Raw genomic sequence first — 24301 nt, forward strand, 5'->3', positions numbered from 1 at the left:
AGGACACGCTCATGGCCATCGGAAGACGCGCCGCAATCGGCTCCCTCGGGCTGCTGGCCTTGCCGGGCATGGCGCATGCCCAGGCAGCCTTCCCCGACCAGCCTATCCGCATGATCGTCCCCTTCGCCGCCGGCGGCCCCGCGGACATCATCGCGCGCGTCGTCTCCCGCGCCATGTCGGAACGCCTCGGCCGGCCGATCGTGGTGGAAGCGCGCGCCGGCGCGGGTGGCCTGATCGGCGTCGATGTCGCGTCCAAGTCGCGGCCGGATGGGCATACGCTGGTCATGGCGTCGTCGGGCGCCATCGTCATCATCCCGCATATGCGCAGCAACATGCCGTACGATCCGCTGCGCGACCTCACGCCGGTCACGCAGGTGCTCGCGGTGCCGCAGATCGTCTCCGTCGCGCCGGGCCTCTCCGTGCGCAACCTGGCGGAACTGGTCGCGATGGCGAAGGCCAGGCCGGGGGAGCTCACTTTCGGCTCCGCCGGCATCGGATCGTCCCTGCACATGGCGGGCGAATTGCTGAAGCTGCGCGCGGGCATCGACATCACCCACATCCCCTATGGCGGCGCCGCGCCGGCGGTGACGGACCTCCTCGCGGGCCGCATCCAGATCCTGGCGGCGGATGTTCCCGCGCTGATCGGCCAGGTGCGTGCCGGTGCGCTGCGCGCGCTGGCCGTGACGGCCGCCGAACGCCTCGCCATCCTGCCTGACGTGCCGACGGCCATCGAGGCCGGCGTGCCGAACATGATCAGCGAGACCTGGTACGGAATCTTCGGCCCCGCCGCCATCCCGCAGGACCGCGTGGACATCCTGGTCAACGCCGCCCGCGCCTCCCTCCAGGACCCGGAGGTGCGCCGCGTGCTGATCGAGCAGGGTGGCCGCATCGTCGGCAGCACGCCGGCGGACTTCACCACCTTCATCCGCGAGACCAACGCCACCTGGGGCGATGTGGTCCGCACCACCGGCGCGCGGCTGGAGTAGCGCCGATGCGCCGTCGCATCCTCCTCGCCACCGCGCTGACCTTGCCCGCGGTGGCGCGGGCGCAAACCGCCTGGGCGCCCAACCGCAGCCTGCGCATCGTCGTCCCCCAGGCACCGGGTGGCACGGCGGATACGCTGGCCCGCCTGGTCGCCGCACCGCTCGGCGCGGGCTTCGGCCAATCCGTCGTGGTGGAGAACCGGCCCGGCGGCAACCAATCCGTCGGCGCCATCGCGGTGGCGCAATCGGCCCCCGATGGCCACACCATGCTCTACGCGCCCCCCGGCGTGCAGATCCTGAACCCGTTGATGATGCGCAGCGTCCCCTACGACGCCTTCAACGACTTTACGCCGGTGATCGCGCTGATGAGGGCGCCGAAGCTGCTGGTGGTGCGCGGTGATTCGCCCATCCGCAGCACGGCGGAGCTGATCGCGCTCGCCAAGGCGCGGCCGGGCCAGCTCACCTATTGCAGCGCCGGCATCGGCTCCGCCGCGCATCTTGCCGCGGCCCTCTTCTCCCAGATGGCGGGGATCGAGATGCTGCACGTGCCCTATCGCGGCACCGCGCCCGGCGTGCAGGATTTGCTGGCGGGGCGCATCGACCTGACGCTCGACACCGCCGCGGCGCTGCTGCCGCTGGTGCGCGAAGGGCGCCTCCGCGCGCTGGCCGTCAGCACGCGGGACAGGGCGGAGGCCGCGCCGGAACTGCCGCCGATCGCGGACACGCTGCCCGGCTTCCACGATGCCAGCTTCAACTACATCCTCGCCCCCGGCCGCACACCGCCCGAGATCACCGCCAGCCTCAACGCAGCCCTCGACCGCGTGCTGAAGGACCCCGCCATCCGCGCCCGCTTCGCCGCACTGGGCGCGGAGGCGCTGGGCGGCACGCGGGAGGAACTGGCCGCGATGATCCAGGAGGAGATCGCGCGCTGGCGCAGCGTCATCACCGCACAGGGGATCACCCTCGAATGATCGTGCGCCGCAGCCTGCTTCTCTCGACGCTGGCGCTACCCGCGCTGGCGCAGACACCGTGGGCGCCTAACCGCCCGATGCGCATGGTCGTCCCCTTCGCGCCTGGCGGCGCGGCGGACACGATCGGGCGCGTCATCGCCGAACAACTGGCCGTGCTGCTCGGCCAGCCGATGACGGTGGAGAACCGCCCGGGTGGCGGCACCACCATCGGCGCGGTCGCCGTCGCCCGCGCGCCGGCGGATGGGCACACGCTGCTCTACGCCACGCCCAATGTGCAGATCCTAAACCCGCATCTCATGCGCTCGCTCCCCTATGATCCCGTCGCCGATTTTGCGCCGGTGATCGCGGTGCTGAAGGCGCCGAAGCTGCTGGTGGTGCGGCCCGACTTCGCCGCGCGCGACATCCCGGGCCTGATCGCCCTGGCGCGGCGGGAAGCGAATGCCCTGACCTTCGCCAGCGCCGGCGTCGCTTCCTCCGGCCACCTCGCCGCCGCCATGCTCGGCCAGATGGCGAATGTCGAGATGCTGCACGTGCCCTTCCGCGGCACGGCGCCCGCGGTACAGGAAGTCATGGGTGGCCGCGTCGACTTCATGATGGACAACATCGCGACGCTGCTGCCGCTGGTGCGGGACGGGCGCCTGCGCGCGCTCGCCGTCTCCACCGCCGAACCCGCCGCGGCGGCGCCGGAACTGCCGACGGTGGCGGCCACGCTGCCCGGCTACCACGACGCCAGCTTCAACTACCTGCTGGCCCCCGGGCGCACGCCGCCGGAGGTGATCGCGGTGCTGAACGCCACGGTCAACACCATCCTCGACCAGCCCGCCATGCGCGCGCGGTTCGAGGCGCTGGGAATCGAGAAGCTGGGCGGCACGCCGCAGGCATTGGCCGCCATGGTGCGGGAGGAATCGGATCGCTGGGGCCCGGTGATCCGCCGGGGAGGGATCACCGCCGAATGAGCATCACCCGTCGCGCCGCCATCGCCGCGGCCCTCGCCACGCCATCGCTGGCCCTGGCCCAGTCTGGCGGCCAGGCCTTCCCCAACCGCCCGCTGCGGATGATCTGCCCCTTCGCCGCCGGCGGATCCGCCGATGCCAGCGCGCGGCAACTCGCGGAGCCGCTTTCCGCGGTGCTCGGCCAGCCCGTGGTGGTGGAGAACCGCCCCGGCGGCGGCGCCACCATCGGCGCGCAGGTCGTGGCGCGGGCGCAGCCGGATGGCCACACGCTGCTCTACGGCACCCCCGGGCCCCAGATCATCAACCCGCACCTCATGCGCAGCGTGCCCTACGATCCGGAGCGCGATTTCGCGCCCGTCGCCGGCTACAAGCGCGCGCCGAACCTGCTGGCGGTGCATCCCGGCCTGCCGGTACGGAACGTGCAGGAGCTGATCGCGCTGGCCAAGGCGCGGCCCGGCACGCTGACCTTCTCATCCTCCGGCGTCGGGTCGTCGTCGCACCTGGCGGGGGAGATGCTGAAGTTCCTGGCGCAGATCGACATCACCCATGTCCCCTATCGCGGTACCAGCCAGGCGCTGACGGATCTCATGGGCGGCACGGTCAGCATGGCGCTGGACACGCTCTCCATCCTGCTGCCGCTGTCGCGTGCCGGGAACCTTCGCGCGCTCGGCGTCACCACGCCGCAGCGTTCGGCGCTGGCCCCGGACCTGCCCGCGCTGGCGGAGAGCCTGCCCGGCTTCGATGCCGCGCCCTTCAACTACATCGCCACCACCGGCGGCACGCCGGCGCCCATCGTCGCGCGCCTCAACCAGGCCGTGGTCGGCATCCTGAACGACCCCGCCTATCGCGCCCGCATGGAAGCGCTGGGCGAGGAAGCCACGCCCTCCACGCCGGAGGAACTGGCGGCGACCATCCGCGCAGAAAGCGCGCGTTGGAAACAGGTGATTGAGGCAGCGGGGATTCGCGCGGAATGAGCAGCTATGAGACGCTGACGCTGGAGGTGGCGGACTACGTCGCCACCGTCACGCTGAACCGCCCGCCGGTGAATGCGATGAACCTGGCCATGCGGCAGGAGATCGTGCGCGCCTTCGACGAGTTGCACGACCGCGAGGACGTCCGCGCCGTGGTGCTGACGGCACAGGGGAAAGCCTTCTGCGCCGGCGCGGACCTCAAGGAACGCCCGAACATCGCGGGCGAGCCCGGTGCCTATCCCCGCCACAACCGCCTGACGCGCGCCGTCTTCGACAGCGTGATGGAATGCGGCAAGCCCGTCATCGCCGCCGTCAACGGCCTCGGCATCGGCGCGGGCTGCGTGCTCGCGCTGTGTGCCGACATCATCCTGGTGGCGGAGGACAGCTACCTCGCCATGACGGAGGTCGATGTGGGCCTGGCCGGCGGCGTGCGCCATGTGCTGCGGCACCTCGGCCAATCCGATGCCCGGCTGATGATCTACACCGCGCGCCGCTTCTCTGGCCCCGATCTGCTGCGCATGGGCGCGGCCTCCCTCTGCCTGCCGCGCGATGCCCTGCTGGCGGAAGCGCAGAAGATCGGGCGGGAGATCGCGGGCAAGGTGCCGCTCGCCGTGCAGGCCGCGAAGAAGAGCTTCCAGGTCACGGAATACATGCCGCTGCACGAAGGCTATCGCTTCGAGCAGTCGCAGACCGTGGCGCTCGCCTCCACGGAGGATACGCAGGAAGCCTGGAAGGCCTTCGCCGAGAAGCGCAAGCCCGTCTTCAAGGGACGCTGAGACCATGCAACGCCGCGCGCTTCTCGCCACCCCCCTCCTGCTGCCCGCGATCGCGCGCGCCCAGGAATCCTGGCCGCAGCGCGCGGTGTCGCTGGTGGTCCCCTTCGCCCCTGGCGGGCCCGTGGACAATGTCGCCCGCCCGGCGGCGGAGGGGCTGCGCCGCCGCCTCGGCCAGCCGGTGGTGGTGGAAAACCGCGCGGGCGCCGGGGGCGTGGTCGGCGCGCGCTACGTGGCCGCCGCCAGGCCGGATGGCTACACGCTGCTGGTCGGCTCCTCCGGCCCGCTGGTCATCGCGCCGGCCGCGGGCGGCGCCAGCGCGCCTGATCTGCTGAACGCGCTGGCACCCGTCGCGCTGATCGCGGACAGCCCGCAAATGCTGGTGGTGACACCGGGCCTGCCGGTGCGGAACCTCGCGGAATTCGTGGCACTCGCGAAAACGCGGCCGGGCGAGATCAACATGGGCTCCGCCGGCATCGGCACCACGCCGCATCTCGCGGCCGAACTGCTCGGCCAACTCGCCGGCGTGCGGCTGGAGCATGTGCCTTATCGCGGCACGGGTGCGGCGCTGCCGGACCTCATGGGCGGGAAGATCGAGGCGCTGTTCGGCGACATTTCCGCCGTGCTGAACCTGGTGGAGAATGGCCGGCTGCGCGCGCTGGCCACCACGGCGCCGACGCGCTCGCCCCTCGCCCCCGCCATCCCGACCACGGCGGAGGAAGGTTTTCCCGCCCTTGTCGTCCGCAACTTCCAGGCGCTGCTGGCCCCCGCCGGCACGCCGCGCCCGATCCTGGACCGCATCGCCGCCGCGCTTGGCGAAGCCCTGGGGGAGGAGACCGTGCGCGGTGCCCTGGCACGCCAGGGGGCGGAACCGGCGGCGAGCAACCCCGAACATCTCGCGCAATACCTGGCCCAGGAACGCGCGACCTGGACGCCGGTGATCCGCGCCATCGGCCTGCGCCTGGATTGATGCCGCCTGGATTGATGAACAAAACGGCACGGCCTGCGCATTCTTTCCATTTGTCGCATGGGCGGTCCGGAGACAGGATGCGCCGCTTTGAAACAGGCGGCAGCATGACCGCCTGACGGGAGAATGGAACGGACCATGAAGATCGCACGGCGCGCCTGCCTCGCTTTGCCCCTGCTGGCGCCACCGGGCCTTGCCCGCGCCCAAGGTGCCTGGCCGAACCGGCCGGTCCGCATCGTCGTCGCCTTCACACCCGGTGGCACCACGGACATCATCGCCCGCCTGGTCGGCGCGCACCTGTCGGAGATGTGGGGCCAGTCCGTCGTCATCGACAACCGCCCGGGCGCCGGCGGCAACATCGGGACCGAGCATGTCGTCCGCTCCGCCCCCGATGGCTACACCATCATGGTGGGCTCGGTCGGGCCGCTGGCGGTGAACCAGTCCCTGGTCCGCAACATGCCCTATGACACGCTCCGGGACCTGGCGCCGATCACGCTGCTGGCAGGGGTGCCGAACATCCTCGTCGTGGCGCCGAACCATCCCGCCCGCGATGTCGCCGGCCTCATCGCGGAGGCGAAGCGCCGGCCCGGGCAGTTGTCCTATGGATCGACGGGCGTCGGCACCTCCTCCCACCTCTCCGGCGTCATGCTGGACCAGATGGCGGGCATCCGGACGGAACACGTGCCCTATCGCGGCGCCGTCGCGCTGAACGACCTGCTGTCCGGCCGCATCGACTTCATGTTCGCGACCATCCCCTCCGTCATGGAGCAGATCCGCGGCAACCGCCTGCGCCCGCTCGCCGTCTCCTCCACCCAGCGGTCGCGGTCGAACCCGGATGTGCCGACCATGGTCGAACTCGGCTTCCCCGAATTCGATGCTTCCTCCTGGTTCGGCATGGTGGCGCCGGCCCGCACGCCGCCCGAGATCATCCGCAAGATCGCGGATGACAGCCACGCGGCGTTGCGCGTGCCCGCCATCGAACGCACCATGATCGAACAGGGCGCCGACCCCGTGGGCAATGGCCCGGAGGCCTTCGGCACCTTCATCGCCCATGAGATCAGGCGGTGGTCCGCCATCGTCCGCGTCTCCGGCGCATCGCCCGAATAAGACCCGAGGAACCGACCCATGCCCGACAGCGCCGCCGAACGCTTCCAGATCCCCTCCATGCGCGACCGCGTCTCGCCGGAGGAATGGCAGGCCCGCATCGACCTCGCCGCCTGCTACCGCCTGACGGACCTCTACGGCATGTCCGACATGGCCGCGAACCACATCTCCGTTCGCGTGCCCGGTGAGGATGGCGCCTTCCTCATCAACGCCTACGGCATGCTCTATGAGGAGATCACCGCGTCGTCGCTCGTGAAGATCGACGTGCACGGCAACGTGCTGGCCAAGCCGGAATTCCCGGGCGGCCTCTCCTACGGCGTGAACCGCGCGGGCTTTGTCATCCATGGCGCGATCCATGAGGCGAAGCACGAGATCGCCTGCGTCATCCATACCCATACCTGGCCGGGCATGGCCGTCTCCTCCCTGGAATGCGGCCTGCTGCCGATGAACCAGACCTCCATGCGCTTCGCGAAGATCGGCTACCACGACTATGAAGGCGTGGTGCTGGACATGGAGATGCAGGAACGCCTGGTCCGCGACCTCGGCGACAATAACGCGCTGATCCTGCGCAACCACGGGCTGCTGACCATCGGCAAGTCGGTCGGCGAGGCCTTCAACGCCATGCACCGGCTGGAACTCTCGTGCCGCGCGCAGCTGGCCGCGCAGGCGACCGGGCAGAAGCTGGTGGAGGTGCCGCAGGCCGTCGTGGACGCCACCTGGAACAACTACCAGCCCGGCACGCGCCGCCCCTATGGCGTGATGGAATGGCCGGCGCTGCTGCGGAAGCTGGACCGGATGGACCCGTCCTACCGCGACTGAACTTCGCCCGCCTTCACCGCCAGAACGCCGCCCGGGCCCCCGCCGGGCGGCGATGAGGATTGCCTTGGCCGTCACCACGCTGCGCGCCGCCATCGGCGCCTATCCCGAAACCGCCGCGCTGCTGGAAGGCCGCGTGGGGTCGGACCTGCTGGCGCTGGACAACATCCGCCACACGCCGCCCAGCAAGGCCTTCCCCGCCATGGTCCGGCAATCCGCCTTCGAGGTCAGCGAGATGGCGATCGCCACCTTCCTGATGGCCAAGGCCTACGGCAAGCCCATGGTGCTGCTGCCCGTGGTGCTGGCCGAACGGGCCCAGGAATCGGCCCTGCTGACGGCCATCGATGGCCCGGTGCGCGGCCCAGCCGACCTGGCCGGCGCCCCTATCGCCGTCCGCGCCTACAGCCAGACCACGGGGATGTGGCTGCGCGGCAGCCTGGCGGAGTTCCACGGCATCCGCGCCGACACCCAGCGCTGGACGACCTTCGAGGACGCGCATGTCCCCGAATTCATGGATCCGCCCTGGGTCACGCGCGGGACGCCGGGCCAGGACCTGCTGGCCATGACACGATCGGGTGAGGCCGCGGCCGGCATCTTCGGCAATGACCTGCCCGATGGCCTGCGCACCGTCTGCCCAGACCCCGAGGCCGCCGGCGCCCAGTTCCGCGACCGGCACGGCTTCATCCCCGTCAACCACCTGGTGGTGGCACGGCGGGATGTGGCGGATGCCCGCCCGGAATTGCTGGTGGAAGTGATGCGGATGCTCGCCGCGTCCGGCGCGCGCATGCACACGCGGGAAAGTCTGCGGCCCGCTCTGGCGCTGGCGATCCGCTACTGCACCGAACAGGGAATGATGCCGCGGCCGCTTTCGGTGGAGGAGGCCTGGGAAGGCCTGCCGGCGGCAATCCAGTAGGGAAGGGGGCGGCCGGTTGCCCGGCCGCCCGCCAAATCAGCTCTGGGTCTTGAGGTAGGCGATCAGGTCATTCAGCTGCTGCTCGTTCCGGATGCCCGGGAAGGACATGCTGCCGCGCGGCAGGAGATCCTTCGGGTTGGCGAGGTAGCGGCGGAGATTCTCCTCGGACCAGGTCTGGCCCGTGCGCCATTCCTGCATGTTCGCGGAATAGCGGAAGCCCTCGATCGAGCCCGCCGCGCGGCCGACGATGCCATGCAGGTTGGGGCCTACGCCGTTGCGGCCGCCGGCGTCGATGGTGTGGCAGGCGCGGCACTGGTTGAAAACCCGCTGGCCGGCAGTTGCATCCTGCGCCTGGGCGGCGAAGGGTGCGATGGCAAGGGCCGTCACCATGGCCAGAGTCAGATGTCGCATTCCAGCGATCCTCCTTGAACGTGTCTCGTCGATACGGCCCTGCCGCCGCCTCGCAGTGATCGGCGCAGGTGGAACGAGGCTCAACGCTTATGGCGTCTTTCCCGCCCGGCGCAAGGTGGCGCCAGGACCGGACGGCGCAACCCTCCCAGCGCATGAAACTGCCTTCAGGTTGCCACCGGCCGCGCTACGATTGCGTGCTGGGGCATAGGGGCGCGCGCATGGCTGAATTTTTCACTTCCGGCCGCGTGGCGGACCTGGTGCTGCTGGTCCTGGTGCTGGAATCGGCCGCGCTGGTGCTCTGGCACCTCCGCACCGGGCGGGGCCTGCCCCCGGCTGCCGTCCTCGGCCTGGCACTGCCCGGCGTCGCCCTGGTGCTGGCGCTGCGGGCCGCCCTGGTGGGGGCGGGCTGGCCCTTCGTGGCGATGGCGCTGGTGGGCGCCTTCGCCGCGCATCTGTTCGATCTTGCCTTGCGGCTCCGCCGCTGAACTTGCCTTGCGGCTCCGCCGCTGAAGCTTCCGGCTACGCCGTTGACGCCAACCTTCAGCCGAAGATGTCGGCCGGGCTGTCCCGCCGCAGGCTTTCGCCCAGCTCCCGGCCCATCGCCGCCGCATGCGCCTTGGCGCCCCAGAGCTTGCGCTTCAGCAGGAAAGACCCATCCGCCCGCGCCACCAGGCCGGTCAGCAGCAATTGCCCATCCGGCATCACCTGCGCATGCCCGCCGATCGGCGTGCGGCAGGACCCGTCGAGCGAGCCCAGCAGCGCGCGTTCGGCGGCGCTGACATAGGCGGCCTCCCCATCCTCGATGGCGGAGAGAAGCTCGCGCAGTTCCACGTCATCGGCCCGGACGGTGACGCCGACGATGCCCTGGCAGGCCGCCGGCACCATCGTCTCCGCATCCAGCACCACAGCGGCCTCATGCGCCATTTCCAGGCGCTTCAGACCGGCGATGGCGAGCAGCGAGGCCTGCGGCCCGCCTTCCGCCCGCACCTTGGAAAGCCGGGACTGCACGCTGCCGCGGATGATCTCCACCTGCAGGTCGGGCCGCGCATGCAGCAGCTGGCTCTGCCGGCGGACGGAAGCGGTGCCGATCAGCGCGCCGCGCGGCAGGCAGGCATAGGGGTCGTCGCGATCGACGCCGGCGCAATCGGGGCCGATGACGATGGCATCGCGGCTGTCCTCCCGCTTCAGCGCGCAGGCCAGGACGATGCCGGGCGGCAGTTCCGTCTCCAGGTCCTTCATGCTGTGCACGGCGAAATCCACGCGGCCATCGAGCAGTGCCTCATGGATCTCCTTCGCGAAGAGACCCTTCCCGCCGATATCGGCTAGGCGCTTGTCCTGGATCTTGTCGCCGCTGGTGGCGATGACGCATTCCTCGAAGGCCTTCACCTCCCGCAGCAGCGGGCAGACCTTGGTGATGAGTTCGAGGAAATGGCGCGTCTGCCACAGCGCCAGCGGCGATCCCCGCGTGCCGACCTTCAGCGGCAGGGTGCGCGTGGACTGCCGGTGATGGGGGGAATGCCCGTGCATGGCACCGCGGTGGCGGTGGCCCTCGGTGGATTGGTCAAGCGATGACAGCAGCATGCTCAGGCGTCTCCGCGCGCGGGGAGGAGGAAAAGATGCGTCATGCCCGGGCGAAGCCGAACAGATGCGCGAGGTCTTTGAAGAAGATCCGCACATGCGCCATCGGATCGCGGCGCACGAGTTCCTTGTTCATGTAGGATTCCCAGGTCAGGCGCTGGACGTCCTTGTCCTGGCAGATCTTCACGAACTTCTCCCGCCGCTTGTCGGAGGAGTACCAGAAGTACTGCATGATCCCGAGGATCCAGAAGACGCGGCCATGCGCCTTCATGAAGCGCTTGCGCGCGGTGGCGAGTGCCCGCGCATCCCCGGTCGCGACGAATTCCGCCGCGGCATCGGCGGCGAGCCGCCCGCACAGCATGGCGTAGTAGATGCCCTCACCGGATGCCGGCGCGACCACGCCGGCGGCATCGCCGGCCAGCACCACGTCCCGCCCATTGTCCCACTTCTTCAGCGGCTTCAGCGGAATGGGCGCGCCTTCGCGGCGGATGGTCTTCAACTGGTCCATCCCCGTCGCCGCGCGCAATTCGCCGACCGAACCGCGCAGCGAGAAGCCCTTATGCGCGGACCCCGTGCCGATGGAGATCTTGTCCCCATGCGGGAAGATCCAGCTGTAGAAATCAGGCGAGTAGCGGCCGTTGTAGACGACGTCGCAGCGCCTGGCGTCGTACTTGGCGATCTCGTCACCCTTCGGCGCTTCCACGATCTCGTGGTAGGCGAAGACGCAGGGAATCTTCTCCGCGCCCTTCACCGTCTGCTTGCCCACCTGGCTGCGCGCGCCATCGGCGCCGATCACGCAGCGCGTGCGCAGGCGCAGCGGCGCCGTGCCATCGGGCGCACCCTTCGGCGTGTAGGTGACGACCGTGACGCCATCGGCGTCATGCTCCACCGCCTCGAAGCTCCCGGTCAGGCGCTCGGCACCCGCTTCCGCGGCGCGGACGCGCAGGAATTCGTCGAAGACATCGCGGTCCACCATGCCGACGAACCCGTTCTCCACCGGCATGTCCACCTCCTTGTCGGTGGGGGAGATCATGCGCGCGGCGTTGATGCGGGCGACGATGAGATGGTTGGGGATGTCGAAGTCGCGGATCGCGCGGGGCGGGATGGCGCCACCGCAGGGCTTGATGCGCCCCGCCTTGTCCAGCAGCGCCACGGTCCGGCCCTGCCGCGCGAGGTCATGCGCGGCGGTGGCGCCCGCGGGGCCACCGCCCACCACCACCACATCGAAGATACCGGCGCTGTTCATGGAGGCCATCCTTCCGTTCAGTCGCCATTGGCCAGCCGCGCATCGCGGCTGTTGATCGAAGCGTAATCGCGTGACTTTTCCGTTGCCGGCCGCCCGATCCGGGCAGCGAGCAGGGCGGAAGCCAGGAACAGCAGCCCATCGGCCACGAAGACGGTGACATAGCCGCCGCCGGCGCTGCCCGTGACCAGCCGGCCCACATCCAGCACCACCGTGCCGGCCAGACCGCCCGCGCCGAAGGCGATCGCCTGCGCCGCGCCGAACATCCCCATCCGCACGCCTTCCCGCCCATCCCGCCCGCGGGAGACGAGTTGCATCATCGAGGCGATGGCCGCCGCGGCGAAGGCGCCATTGGCGACGCCCAGCGCGAAGAACGCTTCCCGGATCGGGAAGCCGATGCCCGCCATGCCTGCGCCCGCCAGCGTCGCCAGCAGCGCCGCCGCCGCCAGGCAGCCGCCCACCGCCCAGGCCCGCAGCACCGCGATGCGGCCGCCGGACAGGCTGCCGACGATGGCGATGACGATCATCCCCACCAGGACGCCGCCATGCTGCATGGAGGAAAGCCTGGTGGTCTCCCCCAGCGTCATGCCGAAGACGGTGCCGGCGAAGGGCTCCAGGATCAGGTCCTGCGCGCTGTAGGCCAGCATGGAGACGAAGACGAAGATGGTGAATTGCCGGGCCTCGGGCTCCGCCCAGACCTGCTTGAGGGCCACCATGAAGGGCGCCTGCGTCGCACGGTCCGCATCCCGCCGCGCGGGGCTCGGCCCCTCGATCCCCGCCACCGCCAGCAGCGCCAGCAGGAAGGCGATCACGGAAACCCCCGCCGCCACCGCCACCAGGCGCGGCCCAGAATAGGGGTCCAGCAGCCGGCCGGAGATCGCGGTGGTGATGACGAAGCCCGCGATCATCATGATCCACACCAGGCTCGCCGCCGCCGGCCGCCGTGCGGGCGCCACCCGCGCCGCCAGCAGCACCAGCAGCGAAGTTCCCGCCGCGCCGACGCCGATACCCACCAGCAGGAAGGCCAGCACGGCCAGCGCGATGCCGGGGACCAGCGCCGTGCCCATCCAGGCCGTCGCCACCGCCGCCAACACGCCACCCAGCCCCAGCACCGCCATGCCGCCGATGATCCAGGGCGTGCGCCGCCCGCCCTGGTCCGACCCATGGCCAAGCCGCGGCCTCAGCATCTGCACGGCGTAGTGCAGCGCCACCAGCACGCCCGGCAGCGTCGCCGGCAGCGCGTGTTCCACCACCATCACGCGGTTCAGCGCCGCCGTGGTCAGCACGACGATGGCGCCGAGCGAAGTCTGCACCAGGCCGAGGCGCAGGATGCCGAGCCAGCCGAGCGGCGGGAGCGCGTTCACGGCATGCCGCCAGACAGCGCGACCGCGCTCACCATCATGCCGGACACGTAAAGCGTGATGCCCGTGCCGTTGTACCAGGGCGCCAGGCCGCGCGGGTCCCGCAGCAGCTTGCGCATCAGCAGCCCCTGCGCCAGCAGCACGCCCGCGACCATCGCCGCCTGCAGGGGCGCGCCCCAGGCCAGCAGCAGCGCCGCCACCACCGCCTGCGGCGCCGCCATGAACAGGCAGGCCACCTTGGCCGCGCGATCAGCGCCCAGGATCACCGGCAGGGACCGCAGGCCGAAGCGCGTGTCACCCTCGATGGATTTGAAGTCGTTCAGCGTCATGATGCCATGCGCGCCCAGCCCGTAGAGCACCGCCACCAGCACCACCTTCGGGTCCGGCGCGCTGCCCGCCAGCACCGCGGTCGCGGTGAGCCAGGGCAGGGTCTCGTAGCTCATCCCGCAGGCCAGATTGCCCCACCAGCCATTCTGCTTCAGGCGCAGCGGCGGCGCGGAATAGATCCAGGCCATGACCACCGCCAGCACCGTCGCCGCGAAGCCCCAGGGCCCGAGCGCCGCGCCCACCAGCAGCGACGCGAAGGTCCAGCCGATCGCGACATACAGACCGCTCCGCCCCGGCATCCGGCCCGACGGAATCGGCCGCTGCGGTTCGTTGATGGCGTCCACATGCCGGTCGAACCAGTCATTCACCGCCTGGCTCATGCCGCAGACCATCGGCCCCGCCAGCAGGATGCCGAGCGCGATCATCGGATAGACATCAAGGAAGGCGGCGCCGGACGCCACCGCGCCGCAGGCGAAGGCCCACATCGGCGGGAACCACGTGACCGGCTTCAGCAGTTCCAGCACCGCCGAGGGCTGCAACCGCTGCCCGCCCGCACGCCCCACGATGTCGGTCCCGCTCGGCATGGGTCAGTCCTGCCCCTCATCCGCCGTCAGGTCGCCAAGCCCGTAGCGCCGCAGCTTCACGTAGAGCGACTGCCGCGACAGCCCGAGCATTTCCGCCGCCGAGGCGCGGTTGTCGCCCGTCAGTTCCAGCGCGGCCTCGATGCACAGCCGGTCGATCGCGTCGGTCGCTTCCCGCACCAGATCCTTCAGCGGCACGCGGCCGATGAGTTCCGTGAGCTGCTCCACGGACCGCGTGGCACCTTCCTGCGCGCGCACCGGCGGCCGCAGCCGCGGCCCGATGTCGCGGATCGCGAAGCCGAAGCAGGGCTGGCCGCCATTCATCACGGACACGGCGGAGATCTCGACCTCCGACTGCCCGCCCAATTCGCCGCGCAGCGTCGAGGCATAGAGGCGTACCGAGCCGCGGCTGCGCAGCGTGGAGAGCAGCACTTCCACCTCCACCCCCTGCCGGCCGAGCCAACGGTCCAGCGGCTCGCCGCGCGCCTGCTCCTCCGTCGTCACCTGCGCCATGTCGAGGAAGGCGGCGTTCGCGGTCAGGATGCGGGCGGCGCTGTCGGTGACGACGAAGGCGTCCGGCACCACCTCCACCACCTTCAGCAGCTTGGTCTTGGCTTCCGGCAGCATCAGCGCCTGGCCGGCATCGCCGATGACGGAGAACCGCACCAGGAACAGCAGCCCGCCTTCCTGCCGGAAGGTGGAGGCGGAGACGAGGACATCCTGCGCGCCCTCCGCCAGCCGGGCGCGGACATCATCGGCGCGACCGGCACTGCGCACGGTGGCAAGCAGCGCCTGAACGGCGGCGCGGTCCTCCGGCGCGAAGACATCGGACAGGACGCGCCCCGGCATCCGGCGCGCGGTGCGGCCGAACAGCCGCTGGGCGGAGGGATTGGCCTCCATGATCCGCTGCGACTCGGCTTCCAGGATCAGCACCGGGTCCACGGACATCTGGAACAGCAGGCGGTAGCGCGTCTCCGCCTGGCGAAGGCGGGAATAATCCCGCTCCATGGATTGCTGCACCTCGACCAGGCGCTGCTGCAGCTGGGAGACGGGGCGAAGATCCCGCCCGAAGACCACGCGACGCCCCTGGTTGCCGATCGGCGCCACGGAGCAGAGGAGGGGGATGGAGGCACCGCGGGCGGAAAGCTGGTTCACATGGCGCCAGCGCGGCGCCTCGCTCGCCGGCGGCTGCTCCAGCATCGCATCGACCTTGGGGCGGCTGTCCTTCGCGACCGTGTCGCCCCAGAAGCGACCCAGCCAGCCATCATGCGAATCGAACTCGCGGGCCAGCTCCTCGCTGCTGAAGGCCAAGTCACGAATGGCCCCGCTCTCGTCAAGCACGAGCGCGATGTCCGCGGCAGCCGCGATCAAGCCCGCGGTTGCATCCGCATCGAGCTGACCCAGCGACGTCCTTGGGGCATTGAACGATTTCACGAGCCATCCCGTCCTTCATCCCAGGGGCCCCCCTTCTCAACCCACCCCTCATGATCGTCAACATACTGATTCAATGTGTAAAATCCGACCTGCCTTGCGGCCGGTCAGGCTTCCCGCATCAGCAGCGCCAGCAGCGTCTCGGCCTTGAGAGCTGCCTGCTGCCCGTCCGGAGCGGTGGCATCGGCGCCAACCAGCGCTGCCAACTCCGGTCGGTCGATGAATACCCGTCCGCCGACGAGCACCCCGATCTGCGGATTCCGCGAGGCCCTGCGGACCTCCCGGATCGTCGTCGCCAGAACCTCCAGCCTGTCCTCGCAAGCCAGCGAGAAGCCGATGGCGGCGAACCATTGCCGCCGCACCATCGCCGCCAGTTCCTTGGTGGTGGTGCCGCTGCCGGAACTGACGTCCCAGCCCTGGCGCCGGAAGAATTCGCCCACCATCAGCAGGCCGAAGCTGTGCTGTTCACCAGGCACAGGCGCCAGGAGGATGCGGCGATCGACATCGGCGCGGCCGATGCGGGGCTGGAAGGCCGGGCTGTTCTCCAGCACCACCTGCTGCAGGCAGCACAGGCCAACCGTCACGGCCGTGAAGTCGCAGCGATCCTGTTCCCACAATTCGCCAAGCCGCCGCGCCACGGGGGCGAGGAGCTGGAGATAGACCATCTCCAGCGGCATGCCGCGGGCCCGAAGGCCGTTCACATAGGAAAGGCAACCGGACAGGTCGCCGGTCATCGCCAGGCCGGTGACGACCGAGATATCCTCGGGCTGCGGGAACGCACCACCCGGAGTCTCGATATAGGCGGGGGCATTCGCCTCACGCCGCGAGAGCACGAGACGGGGAATGATCTCCGTCTCCAGCGTCCGGGCGAGCAGCGCGACGCGCCGCCTCTCGCCGCCCGGTGGCTTGCCCTGCCGCGGTGGTGCCCGCGGGTTGGCCAGCGGGGTTTGTCGATCCCCGTCGCCGGCCTGGTCGCGCGACAGGCCAGCGGAGCCACTTGCTCCACCCTCCCTGGCCTGTGTGCTGACCTCACTCATGACGTTTCCCGTGGTCGTGGGCTTCGGCGACATCGCCCTGCTCCCGTGATGACAACTTCAACCGCACCGGCCCGTCCTGTCAATCGCGATTTACGTCAATCGCGCTTGACACTGTGAGGTCCGGGCTTCTAGCCTCCCTGAACAAGACGAGTGGGAGAGAAAGAAAATGCGCGGTTTCAGGCCTTCGGGGCCAGTTTGCGCACTCTTTCTCGGCAGTTCCCCCCTTCGTCGGCCGTCGTGCAGGGGCAGCGGCAGCCTCAAGCGGCCAACGGACCGCCTTTGACGGAGGGTTGTCAAGCAATGCTTACAACGAACGGTTTGTCTGGCCTGCTGGACGCCCTGGATGCATCCCCCTGGGGTGCAACCACCGGTCGGTCCGCCCGCCATGCACGGGCCCACGGCGCCGCCCAGGCGGGGCCCCAGGCGGGGCAGCGTCAACCACTCTATACAGAGGCCGAGCGGCAGCGCCGCGATGCCTCTCCCTGGACCCTGGTGCAGGGCATCCTCGCCCCCCTGCAATTCGCCGTCTTCCTGGTCAGCCTCGGCCTAGTGGCCCGCTACCTCGCGACCGGTGAGGGCCTGGCCGTCGCCACCGCCTCCGTCGTCGTCAAGACCGTCATTCTCTACGTCATCATGGTGACGGGCTCGATCTGGGAGAAGGTGGTCTTCGGTCGCTGGCTCTTCGCCCCCGCCTTCTACTGGGAAGACGTCTTCTCGATGCTCGTGCTGGGGCTGCACACCGCCTATCTCGGCACCGTCCTGTTCGGGATCGGTGACGGGCAGGGCCAGATGCTCCTGGCGCTTGCCGCCTATGCCGCCTACCTCGTCAACGCCGCGCAGTTCGTCCTGAAGCTGCGGGCGGCCCGGCGGGATGAGGCGCTGGCCCGCGGTGGCCCGGCCGGAATGTCAGCCGCATGAGCGCCGCCGCAGCCCTCCCCGCCGTGCCTGTCTCCGGCTGCGGGGACGCCCCCGTCCTGCGGGAGCGTGGTCAGCGGGAAGTGTTCTGCGGCCTCACCGGCATCGTCTGGCTGCATCGCAAGATCCAGGACGCCTTCTTCCTGGTCGTCGGCAGCCGCACCTGCGCCCACCTGCTGCAATCCGCGGCCGGTGTCATGATCTTCGCCGAGCCCCGCTTCGCCACCGCCATCATCGATGAGCGTGACCTGGCCGGCCTCGCCGACTGCAATGACGAACTGGACCGGGTGGTGACGCGCCTCATCGAGCGTCGCCCCGACATCAAGCTGCTCTTCCTGGTCGGCTCCTGTCCGAGCGAGGTCATCAAACTCGACCTCTCCCGCGCCGCGCAGCGCCTGTCGCGCCGCTTCAGCCCCGGCGTGCGCGTGCTGAACTACAGCGGCAGCGGCATCGAGACGACCTTCACCCAGGGCGAGGATGCCTGCCTCGCCGCCCTGGTGCCCGAGATGCCGGCCGAGCCCGGCACTGCGCGGTCCCTGCTGGTGGTGGGTGCCCTGGCCGAGGTGGTGGAGGACCAGTTCCTTCGCCTCTTCGCCGCCCTCGGCGTCGGCCCCGTGCGCTTCCTGCCCAGCCGCCGCGCTTCCGAACTGCCGCCGATCGGCCCGGGCACGCGCTACATCCTCGCGCAGCCCTTCCTCAATGACACCGCCCGCGCGCTCGAAGCCCGCGGTGCCACCCGCATCGCGGCACCCTTCCCGCTGGGTGTGGAGGGCACCACCGCCTGGCTGACCGCGGCCGCGCAGGTCTGGGGCACGCCCGCCGATCGCATCGCCGAGGCCATCGCCCCCGCCGCCACCCGCGCCCGCGCCGCGCTGGGCCGAATTCGCGAACGACTCGACGGCAAGAGCATCTTCTTCTTCCCTGACAGCCAGCTGGAAATCCCGCTGGCGCGCTTCCTATCCCGCGAACTCGGCATGAAGCTGGCGGAAGTCGGCACGCCCTACCTGCAGAAGCACCATCTGGCCGAGGAACTGGCCATGCTGCCGGCCGGCACGATGCTGTCCGAGGGCCAGGATGTGGAGCGCCAGCTCGATCGCTGCCGCGCCGCGAAGCCGGACATCGCGGTCTGCGGCCTCGGCCTCGCCAATCCGCTGGAGGCCGAGGGCATGACGACCAAATGGTCGATCGAGCTGGTCTTCACGCCCATCCAGGGCTTCGACCAGGCCGCCGATCTCGCCGAACTCTTCGCCCGCCCGCTCGTGCGGCGCGCCAAGTTGATGGTGTAGCGCCATGCAACTCGCCGTCTGGACCTATGAAGGCCCGCCCCATATCGGGGCCATGCGCATCGCCACCGCGATGGAGGGCGTGCACTACGTGCTGCACGCGCCGCAGGGCGATACCTACGCCGACCTGCTCTTCACGATGATCGAGCGCCGTTCGAAGCGCCCGCCCGTCACCTACACCACCTTCCAGGCGCAGGACCTCGGCGGCGATACCGCCAACCTGTTCCGCCAGGCCGTGCTGGACGCCTATGAGCGTTTCCGCCCGCAGGCGCTGCTGGTCGGCTCCAGCTGCACGGCGGAGCTGATCCAGGATGATCCGGGTGGCCTGGCCAAGACGCTCGGCCTGCCGATCCCCGTCGTCCCCCTCGAACTCCCCGCCTATCAGCGGAAGGAGAATTGGGGCGCCTCCGAGACCTTCTATCAGCTGGTCCGCGCCTGCGCCGGCCCGCATGTGCCGGCCCCCGGCACGAAGCGTGTTCGTAGCGACGTGCCCCGCTGCAACATCCTCGGCCCGACCGCGCTTGGCTTCCGCCACCGCGACGACGTGCCGGAAGTGGAGCGCCTGCTGGAGACGCTCGGCATCGAGGTCAATGTCATCGCGCCGATGGGCGCGACCCCGGCGGACCTCGCGCGCCTTGGCGATGCCGATTTCAACGTCGTGCTCTACCCCGAAGTGGCGGGGCAGGCGGCGTCCTGGCTCAAGCGCAGCTTCGGCCAGAACTTCACCACCATCGTGCCGATCGGCGTCGGCGCGACGAAGGATTTCGTGGCGGAAGTGGCGCAGATGGCCGGCGTGCCGGCCGCCACCGCCAACGGCACGCTGCGGCTGCCCTGGTATTCACGGTCGGTGGACAGCACCTACCTCACCAACAAGCGCGTCTTCATCTTCGGTGATGCCACCCACGCCATCGCCGCCGCGCGAGTCGCCAGCCAGGAACTCGGCTTCCAGGTCGTGGGCCTCGGCAGCTATTCCCGCGAATTCGGTCGCGAGATCCGCGCCGCCGCCGCCACCCATGGCGTCGAGCCGCTGATCACCGACGACTACCTGGAAGTGGAAGCGCAGATCACCGCGCTGCAGCCCGAACTGGTGCTGGGCACGCAGATGGAACGCCATGTGGCCAAGCGCCTCGGCATTCCCTGCGCGGTCATCTCCTCCCCGGTCCATGTGCAGGATTTCCCCGCCCGGCATTCGCCGCAGATGGGGATCGAGGGTGCGAACGTCCTGTTCGACACCTGGGTCCACCCCCTGATGATGGGGCTGGAGGAACATCTCCTCGGCATGTTCCGGGAAGATTTCGAGTTCAACGACGGCGCCGCGCCGTCCCATTTGGGACACGGCACGCCGTCACAGCTGGGCAAGGAGGCCGCGCCCGCCGCGCAGCCCCTGCCCGCGCCCGCGGCAGTGACTCCCCACGCTGCCGCGGGCGACCCCTCTGCTGCCGTTATCGGCACGCTGGTGGTCGCCTGGGGTGCCGATGCCGAGAAGGAGCTGAAGAAGATTCCCTTCTTCGTCCGCGGCAAGGCGCGTCGCAACACCGAACGGTTCGCGCAGGAACGCGGGATCGGGACCATCACGCTCGAGACGCTCTACGATGCCAAGGCGCATTACTCGAGGTGACATTTCTCCACACACGCGGGGGGCACCATGCCTGAGGGCGTGAACCGACTGACCACCACGATGCGCGTCGTGGTCGTGACGATGGATAGTCACCTCGCCGGCGCCATGATGCAGGCCCGCGCCACGCTGCGGCGGGAGATTCCTGGCCTCGAACTCTCCGTCCACGCCGCCGATGAATGGGGCAGCGATGCCGCGGCGCTGAACGAATGCCTGGCCGACATCGCCCGCGGCGACATCGTCATCGCCACCATGCTGTTCCTGGAGGATCACATCCGCCAGGTCCTGCCCGCCCTGAAGGCGCGGCGCGACGCCTGCGACGCCATGGTCTGCTGCATGTCGGCCGGGGAGGTCATGAAGCTGACCCGCATCGGCCGCTTCGACATGGGCGCCGAAGCGACCGGCATCATGGGCATGCTGAAGCGGCTGCGCGGCGCGAAGAAGGAAGGCGCGCCGGCTTCCGGCAAGGGCCAGATGAAGATGCTGCGGGAGCTGCCGAAGCTCCTCCGCTTCATCCCCGGCACGGCGCAGGATGTCCGCATCTACTTCCTGGCCCTGCAATACTGGCTGGCCGGCAGCCAGGCGAACCTCGCCAACCTGGTCCGCATGCTGGTCAATCGCTACGCCGCGGGCCCGCGCGCTGGCCTTGTCGGCACGCTCAAGGTCTCGCCACCGGTCGAGTATCCGGAAGTCGGCCTCTACCACCCCCGCCTGCGCGGCCAGGTGACGGAACGGGTCGACCAGCTGCCGAGCGAAGGTCGCCTCGGCACCGTGGGGCTGCTGGTGATGCGGTCCTACGTCCTGGCCGGCAACGCCGCGCATTATGATGGCGTGATTGCGGCGCTGGAGACCAAGGGCCTGCGCGTCATACCCGCCTTCGCCTCGGGCCTCGACAACCGCCCGGCGATGGAACGCTTCTTCATGCGGGACGGCGCACCGGCCGTGGACGCCGTGCTGTCGCTCACCGGATTCTCGCTGGTCGGCGGCCCTGCCTACAATGATGCGCATGCGGCGGAGGCGATGCTCTCCCGCCTCGATGTGCCGTACCTCGCCGCCCATCCTCTCGAATTCCAGACCATCGAGCAGTGGAACGAGGATCCGCGCGGGCTGACGCCGGTGGAAGCGACCATGATGGTCGCGATCCCGGAACTCGATGGCGCGATCTGGCCGATGACCTATGGCGGCCGCTCCATCGCGGGTGCCGAGGATGTGCGCCGCGACATGGTGGCGCATCGCGAACGCGCGGCCACGCTGGCGGACCGCGTGGCCAAGCTGGTCGCGCTGCGCCGCGCCGCGCGGCGGGATCGCAAGGTCGCCGCGGTGGTCTTCAACTTTCCGCCCAATGCCGGCAATACTGGCACGGCCGCCTACCTCTCCGTCTTCCAGTCGCTGTTCAACACGCTGGTCGCGATGAAGGCCGCCGGCTATACGGTCGATGTGCCCGCCGATGTGGATGCGCTGCGCAATGCGATCATCATCGGCAATGCGGCGCAGTTCGGCGCCGTTGCCAATGTTGCCGCCCGCATCCCCGCCGATGACCATGTGCGGCGGGAGCCCTATCTGAAGGATATCGAGCGGCAATGGGGCCCGGCCCCCGGCCGCGCGCAATCCGATGGCGCGACGATCCATGTGCTCGGCGCGCGCTTCGGCAATGTCTTCATCGGCGTCCAGCCCGGCTTCGGCTGGGAAGGCGACCCGATGCGCCTGCTGTTCGAACGCGGCTTCGCCCCCACCCACGCCTTCAGCGCCTTCTACCGCTGGATCCGTGAGGATTTCGGCGCCCATGCGGTGCTGCATTTCGGCACCCATGGCGCGCTGGAATTCATGCCGGGCAAGCAGGCCGGGCTATCCGCGGAATGCTGGCCGGATCGCCTGATCGGCGACCTGCCGAACCTCTACCTCTATGCCTCGAACAACCCTTCCGAGGGCATGCTCGCCAAGCGCCGCGCGGGTGCGGCGCTGATCAGCTACCTGACGCCGCCGGTCACGAATGCGGGCCTCTATCGCGGCCTGCTCGACCTCAAGGCGTCGCTTGATCGCTGGCGGGTGCTGGAGCCGGAATGCGATGCCGGCGTGCGCGCCTCCCTCGCGCAGCTCGTCCAGGCCCAGGCTTCCGGCGTCGATCTCGCCCCGGCCGAGCCCGCCTGGTCCGCCGATGCGGCGCCGGAGGCGATCCGCCTGCTGGGCAATGCGCTGCTCGAACTCGAATACACGCTGATCCCGCACGGCCTGCATGTGGTCGGCGAGGTCCCGAACCGCGAACAGCGCGCGGCGATGCTGGATGCCGCCGGCGTGCCGGTCGGTGAGGAACGCACGCGCCTCGATGCGCTGCTGGCCGCGGAGCACGAAATCCCGGCCATCCTGCACGCCCTTGATGGCGGCTACATCCGCCCCGCGCCGGGCGGCGACCTGCTGCGCAACACCGCGGTGCTGCCCACGGGCCGCAACCTGCATGGCTTCGATCCCTTCAAGATCCCCTCCGCCTTCGCGGTGAAGGATGGCGCCCGCCAGGCGGACCGCCTGCTGGCCCGCCACCAGGCCGATGGCAAGGGAATGCCGGAGACGGTGGCGATCGTCCTCTGGGGCACCGACAATCTGAAGACCGAAGGCGGCCCCATCGCGCAGGCGCTGTGGCTGATGGGTGCCGAGCCGCGTCATGACAGCTACGGCCGCCTGACCGGCGCGAAGCTGATCCCGCTGGAGATTCTGGGCCGCCCGCGCATCGATGTGATGGTGACGCTGTCGGGCATCTTCCGCGACCTGCTGCCGCTGCAGACCCGCCTGCTGGCGGAGGCCGCGCTGCTGGCCGCCGAGGCCGATGAACCCGCGGACCGCAACTACATCCGCAAGCACGCTTTGGCCTTCATCGCGCAGCATGGCGGCACGATGGAGCAGGCGGCGCTGCGGGTCTTCGGGAATGCCGAGGGTGCCTATGGCGCCAACGTCAACCAGATCCTCGATGCCGGACTCTGGACCGATGAGGACGAACTGGCCGAGGCCTATGTGAAGCGCAAGGGCTTCGCCTATGGCATCGATGGCAAGGCCGCGCGGCAGGACAAGCTGCTGGGCCATGTGCTGGGCAGCGTCGATGTCACCTACCAGAACCTCGACAGCATCGAGGTCGGGCTGACCAGCATCGACCAGTATTTCGACACGCTCGGCGGCATGTCCCGCGCCGTGCGCCGCGCCCGCCACGGCCAGGAAGCCGCCGTCTATGTCGGCGACCAGACCCGTGGCGAGGGCACGATCCGTACTGTCGCCGAACAGGTGGCGCTGGAGACCCGGACGCGTGCCCTGAACCCCAAATGGTTCGAGGCCCTGCTGTCCCATGGCTATGAGGGCGTGCGCCAGATCGAGGCGCAGGTCACCAACACCATGGGCTGGTCCGCCACCACCGGCCAGGTCGCCCCCTGGATCTACCAGCAGATGGCCGAGACCTACATGCTCGACCCCGCCATGCGGGAACGGTTGGCGAAGCTCAACCCGACCGCATCGGCGAAGATTGCAAACCGCCTGATCGAGGCGCAGGAGCGCCGCTATTGGGAACCGGATGCCGAGGTCCTGGAGGCGCTGAAGCGCGCCGGCGAGGAACTCGAGGACCGGATTGAAGGAATCACCGTGGAGATGGCCGCATGAGCGTGATCATGAGACCACCGCCGGGCGCCAGCATCTCCCGCCGCGGGGATGGTGACGGCAGTGTCCAGGTTCATATGGACGACCCCCTGAAGATCGAGGGCGCGAAGGTCTTCGCGGTCTACGGCAAGGGCGGCATCGGGAAAAGCACGACCAGCTCCAACCTTTCCGTTGCTTTCGCCAAGCTCGGCAAGCGCGTGCTGCAGATCGGCTGCGATCCGAAGCACGACAGCACCTTCACCCTGACGGGCCGCATGATCCCGACGGTGATCGATGTGCTGGACGGCGTCGGCTTCCATTCGGAGGAACTCCGCCCCGAGGATTTCGTGGTGGAAGGCCGCCACGGCGTCATGTGCGTCGAAGCCGGTGGCCCACCCGCGGGCACGGGCTGCGGCGGCTATGTCGTCGGCCAGACGGTGAAGCTGCTGAAGGAGC

Annotated in this window: 22 protein-coding genes; 15 read left to right on the forward strand and 7 right to left on the reverse strand. The window is 69.7% G+C overall.

The window, feature by feature from the left end:
- Positions 1 to 11 precede the first annotated feature (11 nt).
- From ACTIE5_RS06050 to ACTIE5_RS06090, 9 genes are all read left to right on the forward strand, one after another.
- Positions 12 to 986: a Bug family tripartite tricarboxylate transporter substrate binding protein gene (locus tag ACTIE5_RS06050; protein ID WP_439548805.1), complete on the forward strand. Its 975-nt coding sequence runs from the start codon at positions 12 to 14 to the stop codon at positions 984 to 986.
- A 5-nt stretch (positions 987 to 991) separates the two neighbouring features.
- Positions 992 to 1954 (forward strand): Bug family tripartite tricarboxylate transporter substrate binding protein, encoded by a 963-nt coding sequence (locus ACTIE5_RS06055; protein WP_439548806.1) that lies wholly within the window; start codon positions 992 to 994, stop codon positions 1952 to 1954.
- Complete coding sequence (locus ACTIE5_RS06060) at positions 1951 to 2910, forward strand: Bug family tripartite tricarboxylate transporter substrate binding protein (RefSeq protein ID WP_439548807.1); 960 nt, start codon at positions 1951 to 1953, stop codon at positions 2908 to 2910. Before ACTIE5_RS06055 ends, ACTIE5_RS06060 begins: the two co-directional genes overlap by 4 nt.
- Positions 2907 to 3881: a Bug family tripartite tricarboxylate transporter substrate binding protein gene (locus ACTIE5_RS06065; RefSeq protein WP_439548808.1), complete on the forward strand. Its 975-nt coding sequence runs from the start codon at positions 2907 to 2909 to the stop codon at positions 3879 to 3881. The genes ACTIE5_RS06060 and ACTIE5_RS06065 overlap by 4 nt, the downstream gene beginning before the upstream one ends.
- The gene (locus ACTIE5_RS06070; protein ID WP_439548809.1) at positions 3878 to 4654 is read left to right on the forward strand and encodes an enoyl-CoA hydratase/isomerase family protein; all 777 of its coding nucleotides are present in this window, start codon (positions 3878 to 3880) and stop codon (positions 4652 to 4654) included. The genes ACTIE5_RS06065 and ACTIE5_RS06070 overlap by 4 nt, the downstream gene beginning before the upstream one ends.
- 4 nt (positions 4655 to 4658) lie before the next feature.
- Entirely contained in the window at positions 4659 to 5621 is a 963-nt protein-coding gene (locus tag ACTIE5_RS06075) for a Bug family tripartite tricarboxylate transporter substrate binding protein (RefSeq protein WP_439548810.1), read from the forward strand.
- A gap of 135 nt (positions 5622 to 5756) precedes the next feature.
- Complete coding sequence (locus ACTIE5_RS06080) at positions 5757 to 6725, forward strand: Bug family tripartite tricarboxylate transporter substrate binding protein (protein ID WP_439548811.1); 969 nt, start codon at positions 5757 to 5759, stop codon at positions 6723 to 6725.
- Positions 6726 to 6743: 18 nt separating this feature from the next.
- Entirely contained in the window at positions 6744 to 7541 is a 798-nt protein-coding gene (locus ACTIE5_RS06085) for a class II aldolase/adducin family protein (protein ID WP_439548812.1), read from the forward strand.
- Between the two features lie 64 nt (positions 7542 to 7605).
- A complete protein-coding gene (locus tag ACTIE5_RS06090) occupies positions 7606 to 8451 on the forward strand; it encodes an ABC transporter substrate-binding protein (protein WP_439548813.1) in 846 nt (281 codons plus the stop codon).
- A 36-nt stretch (positions 8452 to 8487) separates the two neighbouring features.
- On the opposite strand, the gene ACTIE5_RS06095 is transcribed toward ACTIE5_RS06090, so the two are convergent.
- Positions 8488 to 8862 carry a c-type cytochrome gene (locus tag ACTIE5_RS06095; RefSeq protein WP_439548814.1) on the reverse strand — a complete coding sequence of 125 codons (375 nt, stop codon included), beginning with the start codon at positions 8860 to 8862 and terminating at the stop codon, positions 8488 to 8490.
- A 218-nt stretch (positions 8863 to 9080) separates the two neighbouring features.
- Between ACTIE5_RS06095 and ACTIE5_RS06100 the strand changes: the two genes are divergently transcribed.
- Positions 9081 to 9347 carry a hypothetical protein gene (locus ACTIE5_RS06100; RefSeq protein ID WP_439548815.1) on the forward strand — a complete coding sequence of 89 codons (267 nt, stop codon included), beginning with the start codon at positions 9081 to 9083 and terminating at the stop codon, positions 9345 to 9347.
- Between the two features lie 55 nt (positions 9348 to 9402).
- Here ACTIE5_RS06100 and hemC read toward each other — a convergent pair whose 3' ends face one another.
- The 6 genes from hemC to ACTIE5_RS06130 all read right to left on the reverse strand — a co-directional run bounded on the left by hemC (position 9403) and on the right by ACTIE5_RS06130 (position 16420).
- A complete protein-coding gene (gene hemC, locus ACTIE5_RS06105; RefSeq protein WP_439548816.1) occupies positions 9403 to 10443 on the reverse strand; it encodes a hydroxymethylbilane synthase in 1041 nt (346 codons plus the stop codon).
- 40 nt (positions 10444 to 10483) lie between these two features.
- Positions 10484 to 11686 carry a geranylgeranyl diphosphate reductase gene (locus tag ACTIE5_RS06110; protein WP_439548817.1) on the reverse strand — a complete coding sequence of 401 codons (1203 nt, stop codon included), beginning with the start codon at positions 11684 to 11686 and terminating at the stop codon, positions 10484 to 10486.
- A 17-nt stretch (positions 11687 to 11703) separates the two neighbouring features.
- A complete protein-coding gene (locus ACTIE5_RS06115; RefSeq protein ID WP_439548818.1) occupies positions 11704 to 13047 on the reverse strand; it encodes a BCD family MFS transporter in 1344 nt (447 codons plus the stop codon).
- Complete coding sequence (gene chlG / locus ACTIE5_RS06120; RefSeq protein WP_439548819.1) at positions 13044 to 13955, reverse strand: chlorophyll synthase ChlG; 912 nt, start codon at positions 13953 to 13955, stop codon at positions 13044 to 13046. The genes ACTIE5_RS06115 and chlG overlap by 4 nt, the downstream gene beginning before the upstream one ends.
- Positions 13956 to 13958: 3 nt before the next feature.
- On the reverse strand, positions 13959 to 15323 hold the full coding sequence (gene ppsR, locus ACTIE5_RS06125; protein ID WP_439548820.1) for a transcriptional regulator PpsR: 1365 nt from the start codon (positions 15321 to 15323) through the stop codon (positions 13959 to 13961).
- Between the two features lie 167 nt (positions 15324 to 15490).
- Positions 15491 to 16420, reverse strand: coding sequence for a cobalamin B12-binding domain-containing protein (locus ACTIE5_RS06130; RefSeq protein WP_439548821.1), 930 nt, complete (start codon positions 16418 to 16420; stop codon positions 15491 to 15493).
- A gap of 300 nt (positions 16421 to 16720) precedes the next feature.
- Here ACTIE5_RS06130 and bchF point away from each other — a divergent pair, with 300 nt between their 5' ends.
- From bchF to ACTIE5_RS06155, 5 genes are all read left to right on the forward strand, one after another.
- Complete coding sequence (gene bchF, locus ACTIE5_RS06135; protein WP_439548822.1) at positions 16721 to 17338, forward strand: 2-vinyl bacteriochlorophyllide hydratase; 618 nt, start codon at positions 16721 to 16723, stop codon at positions 17336 to 17338.
- Positions 17335 to 18621 carry a ferredoxin:protochlorophyllide reductase (ATP-dependent) subunit N gene (locus ACTIE5_RS06140; RefSeq protein ID WP_439548823.1) on the forward strand — a complete coding sequence of 429 codons (1287 nt, stop codon included), beginning with the start codon at positions 17335 to 17337 and terminating at the stop codon, positions 18619 to 18621. The genes bchF and ACTIE5_RS06140 overlap by 4 nt, the downstream gene beginning before the upstream one ends.
- A 4-nt stretch (positions 18622 to 18625) precedes the next feature.
- Positions 18626 to 20236, forward strand: a complete 1611-nt coding sequence (gene bchB / locus ACTIE5_RS06145; RefSeq protein ID WP_439548824.1) for a ferredoxin:protochlorophyllide reductase (ATP-dependent) subunit B — start codon at positions 18626 to 18628, stop codon at positions 20234 to 20236.
- A 27-nt stretch (positions 20237 to 20263) separates the two neighbouring features.
- Complete coding sequence (locus tag ACTIE5_RS06150; protein ID WP_439548825.1) at positions 20264 to 23869, forward strand: magnesium chelatase subunit H; 3606 nt, start codon at positions 20264 to 20266, stop codon at positions 23867 to 23869.
- Positions 23866 to 24301: AAA family ATPase (locus tag ACTIE5_RS06155; protein WP_439548826.1), on the forward strand; the 436-nt coding region annotated here is incomplete at its 3' end. The genes ACTIE5_RS06150 and ACTIE5_RS06155, both read left to right, overlap by 4 nt.

Origin of the sequence: Falsiroseomonas sp. (assembly GCF_051859025.1) — a bacterium.
Lineage (GTDB): Bacteria > Pseudomonadota > Alphaproteobacteria > Acetobacterales > Acetobacteraceae > Falsiroseomonas.

Coding starts and splice junctions, on each gene's coding strand:
- bchF (WP_439548822.1), top strand. CDS start 16,721: ATGCTTACAACGAACGGTTTGTCTGGCCTGCTGGACGCCCTGGATGCA.
- hemC (WP_439548816.1), bottom strand. CDS start 10,443: ATGCTGCTGTCATCGCTTGACCAATCCACCGAGGGCCACCGCCACCGC.
- ACTIE5_RS06095 (WP_439548814.1), bottom strand. CDS start 8,862: ATGCGACATCTGACTCTGGCCATGGTGACGGCCCTTGCCATCGCACCC.
- ACTIE5_RS06100 (WP_439548815.1), top strand. CDS start 9,081: ATGGCTGAATTTTTCACTTCCGGCCGCGTGGCGGACCTGGTGCTGCTG.
- ACTIE5_RS06080 (WP_439548811.1), top strand. CDS start 5,757: ATGAAGATCGCACGGCGCGCCTGCCTCGCTTTGCCCCTGCTGGCGCCA.
- ACTIE5_RS06050 (WP_439548805.1), top strand. CDS start 12: ATGGCCATCGGAAGACGCGCCGCAATCGGCTCCCTCGGGCTGCTGGCC.
- chlG (WP_439548819.1), bottom strand. CDS start 13,955: ATGCCGAGCGGGACCGACATCGTGGGGCGTGCGGGCGGGCAGCGGTTG.
- ACTIE5_RS06055 (WP_439548806.1), top strand. CDS start 992: ATGCGCCGTCGCATCCTCCTCGCCACCGCGCTGACCTTGCCCGCGGTG.
- ACTIE5_RS06085 (WP_439548812.1), top strand. CDS start 6,744: ATGCCCGACAGCGCCGCCGAACGCTTCCAGATCCCCTCCATGCGCGAC.
- ACTIE5_RS06150 (WP_439548825.1), top strand. CDS start 20,264: ATGCCTGAGGGCGTGAACCGACTGACCACCACGATGCGCGTCGTGGTC.
- ACTIE5_RS06075 (WP_439548810.1), top strand. CDS start 4,659: ATGCAACGCCGCGCGCTTCTCGCCACCCCCCTCCTGCTGCCCGCGATC.
- ACTIE5_RS06130 (WP_439548821.1), bottom strand. CDS start 16,420: ATGAGTGAGGTCAGCACACAGGCCAGGGAGGGTGGAGCAAGTGGCTCC.
- ACTIE5_RS06060 (WP_439548807.1), top strand. CDS start 1,951: ATGATCGTGCGCCGCAGCCTGCTTCTCTCGACGCTGGCGCTACCCGCG.
- ACTIE5_RS06140 (WP_439548823.1), top strand. CDS start 17,335: ATGAGCGCCGCCGCAGCCCTCCCCGCCGTGCCTGTCTCCGGCTGCGGG.
- ACTIE5_RS06110 (WP_439548817.1), bottom strand. CDS start 11,686: ATGAACAGCGCCGGTATCTTCGATGTGGTGGTGGTGGGCGGTGGCCCC.
- ACTIE5_RS06065 (WP_439548808.1), top strand. CDS start 2,907: ATGAGCATCACCCGTCGCGCCGCCATCGCCGCGGCCCTCGCCACGCCA.
- ACTIE5_RS06070 (WP_439548809.1), top strand. CDS start 3,878: ATGAGCAGCTATGAGACGCTGACGCTGGAGGTGGCGGACTACGTCGCC.
- bchB (WP_439548824.1), top strand. CDS start 18,626: ATGCAACTCGCCGTCTGGACCTATGAAGGCCCGCCCCATATCGGGGCC.